Genomic DNA, 2,926 nt, shown 5'->3' on the forward strand with positions numbered 1-2,926 from the left:
GCTCATGGCCCGCAGCGCATGCTGGATTTTGTCCAGTTGTCGGTCGATCCAGGCTTGGCTGCGCTGGCTGTCTTCGCGCCCGGCCCAGCCTGACTCCATGCGCGCCAGTATCGCTGCGTCCAGCAGGCCATCGGCCAGGGCTTCCCAAGTTTTGACTTCGGCGCGTTCGCGCCCACCTGTGGGGATGAGCTTGCCGACCGGCGACAAGGTGTCCAGATACTCCACGATGACCCGTGAGTCAAAGACGGCCTCATGGCCCTCCATGATCAGGCAGGGCACTTTGCCCAAAGGGTTGGATTCGTGAATGCGTGTGTCGGCTGCCCAGACGTCTTCGCTCACAAATTGGTAGTCGAGTTTTTTCTCGGCCATGACGATGCGCACTTTGCGAACATAAGGACTGGTGATGGAGCCGATGAGTTTCATATTGAACCGTGTCTGAGCAGAATGATTGGTGATTCTAGAGGTTCAGGGCTCGCGCACGCTGACAGGCAGCGTTGATTGGGCTTGACTGGCACCTGGGTGTTGGGAATTACAATCAAAGCATGAATTTTTCTCCCATTTCCGCCCTGTCGCCGCTGGATGGCCGTTACGCCAGCAAACTCAATGCACTGCGCCCACTCATGAGTGAGCAAGGCTATATGCACCGGCGGGTACAGGTCGAAATCGCCTGGTTCATCGCCTTGTCGGATGCGGGCTTTGCAGAGTTCAAGCCATTGACACCGGGTGCCCGCAGCTACCTCACGGCGTTGGTGAAAAACTTCTCCGAAGCCGATGCCGACGCCATCAAGGAATTTGAAAAAACCACCAACCACGACGTCAAGGCGGTGGAGTACTGGCTCAAATCCAAGTTCAAGGACCGCCCCGAGCTTGAAAAAGCCGCTGAATTCGTGCACTTTGCCTGCACCAGTGAAGACATCAACAACACCAGCCACGCACTGCAACTCAAGGGCGCCCGCGCGCAGGTCATCTTGCCAGGCATTGATGGCTTGATCGCCAAGTTGCGCGAGATGGCCCATGCCTTTGCCGATGTGCCTATGCTCAGCCGCACACACGGCCAAACCGCCAGCCCCACCACTGTGGGCAAGGAAATGGCCAACGTGGTGATGCGGCTGAACGGTTGCCGCGAGAAGATTCAGGCCGTCAAGCTGATGGGCAAGATGAACGGTGCCGTGGGCAATTACAACGCCCACCTGTCCGCCTGGCCCGACTTTGACTGGGAAGCCTTTGCCCAAAAGGTCATCGAAACCCCCGAGCTCAGCGAAACACAAGCCAGCCAGTGGGGCCTGGGCCTGACATTTCAGCCCTACAGCATCCAGATCGAGCCGCACGACTACATGGCCGAGTTGTTCGATGCCGTGGCCCGCACCAACACGACCCTGATCGACTTGTCGCGTGATATCTGGGGTTATGTGAGCCTGGGCTATTTCAAGCAGAGCCTGAAAGCCGGCGAAATCGGCTCAAGCACGATGCCGCACAAGGTCAACCCGATCGACTTTGAAAACGCCGAAGGCAACCTGGGCCTGGCCAACGCCGTGCTCAAGCACCTGTCTGAAAAATTGCCCATCAGCCGCTGGCAACGAGACTTGACCGACTCCACCGTGCTGCGCAACATGGGCGTGGGCTTGGGCTACACCGCGCTGGCCTACGCGTCTTTGATGACGGGGCTGAACAAGCTCGAGCTGAACAAAGAAGCCCTGGCGGCCGACCTGGACGCGGCCTGGGAAGTGCTGGCCGAGCCCATCCAGACCGTGATGCGCCGCTATGGAGTGCAGGGTGCTTACGAAAAGCTCAAGGAAGTCACCCGTGGCAAGACCGTGACTGCCGCTGACTTGCATGGCCTGATTCAAGCCCTGGAGATTCCGCAAGCGGACAAAGATCGACTGCTGGCCATGACGCCCGGCAGCTATGTCGGCAAGGCCGCTGAGCTGGCCCGCCGGGTCTGACACCGACAGATCAAGTCCCGCAAGATGGTCGCGGGAGTGGTCTCTGACCGTGATGTATTCGGGGTGTAGCGGATCACGGCTTTTCAGCCGACAACGCAGGCCCCACTGGATCGAAGCCGATCAAATGGCTTGGAAAATTCATACAGATTGAAAATCATTTCTTCAATCTGTATAAAATGCACCATGATTGAACGACAACTTGCCCCCACGCTCCAGCGACTGGCCAGGTCGTTTCCTGTGTTGGCCATCACGGGACCGCGTCAGTCCGGCAAAACCACGTTGGTCAGGCATCTGTTTCCAGGCAAGCCCTATGTTTCGCTGGAAGACCCCACCGAACGGGCTTTTGCAGCAGAAGACCCCAAAGGATTTCTGGCGCGGTTTACTCAGGGCGCCATCTTTGATGAGGCGCAGCGCTGGCCCGATCTTTTTTCATACCTTCAGGGCATGGTGGACGAGGATCGCTCACCCGGACGTTTCATTCTCACGGGGTCCCAACAATTTGGCTTGATGGCCGGGGTGACGCAATCTTTGGCGGGGCGCGTCGCCATGAGTCGTTTACTGCCTTTCTCGGCTGCCGAAATTGCAGGAGTAGGCAATGGGCAATGCAACTTGGACGATGTGCTTTGGCGTGGTGGCTATCCTGCTTTAAACATTGGCACGCAAACACGGCCTGTTGACTGGTTTGCAAGCTACATCAGCACTTATCTGGAGCGGGATGTCCGGCAAGTTTTGCAAGTTCAGGACCTCGCTACTTTTCAGCGATTTGTTCGCTTGTGTGCTGGCCGGACAGGGCAGTTGTTGAACCTGAGTGCTTTGGCCAGTGAGGCGGGTATCACCCACACCACAGCGCGGGCATGGTTGTCGGTGCTGGAGTCCAGCGATGTGCTTTTTTTGCTGACACCGTACCACCGCAACTTTGGCAAACGCCTTGTCAAATCACCGAAACTTTATTTTGTGGACACAGGGCTGGCTTGCTGGCTGCT

3 protein-coding genes are annotated in these 2,926 nt (G+C 57.5%); 2 read left to right on the forward strand and 1 reads right to left on the reverse strand.

The window, feature by feature from the left end; all coding sequences use genetic code 11:
* A partial coding sequence (locus ACIQ3A_RS14780) for a glutathione S-transferase N-terminal domain-containing protein (protein WP_396432484.1) occupies positions 1 to 423 on the reverse strand: 423 nt, incomplete at its 3' end.
* Between the two features lie 119 nt (positions 424 to 542).
* Here ACIQ3A_RS14780 and purB point away from each other — a divergent pair.
* Both purB and ACIQ3A_RS14790 read left to right on the forward strand, forming a co-directional pair.
* Positions 543 to 1,943 carry an adenylosuccinate lyase gene (purB, locus tag ACIQ3A_RS14785; protein ID WP_396432485.1) on the forward strand — a complete coding sequence of 467 codons (1,401 nt, stop codon included), beginning with the start codon at positions 543 to 545 and terminating at the stop codon, positions 1,941 to 1,943.
* 183 nt (positions 1,944 to 2,126) lie between these two features.
* A partial coding sequence (locus tag ACIQ3A_RS14790; protein WP_396432486.1) for an ATP-binding protein occupies positions 2,127 to 2,926 on the forward strand: 800 nt, incomplete at its 3' end.

The sequence above is a fragment of the Limnohabitans sp. genome, assembly GCF_044361985.1.
In the GTDB taxonomy this organism is placed as follows: domain Bacteria; phylum Pseudomonadota; class Gammaproteobacteria; order Burkholderiales; family Burkholderiaceae_C; genus Limnohabitans_A.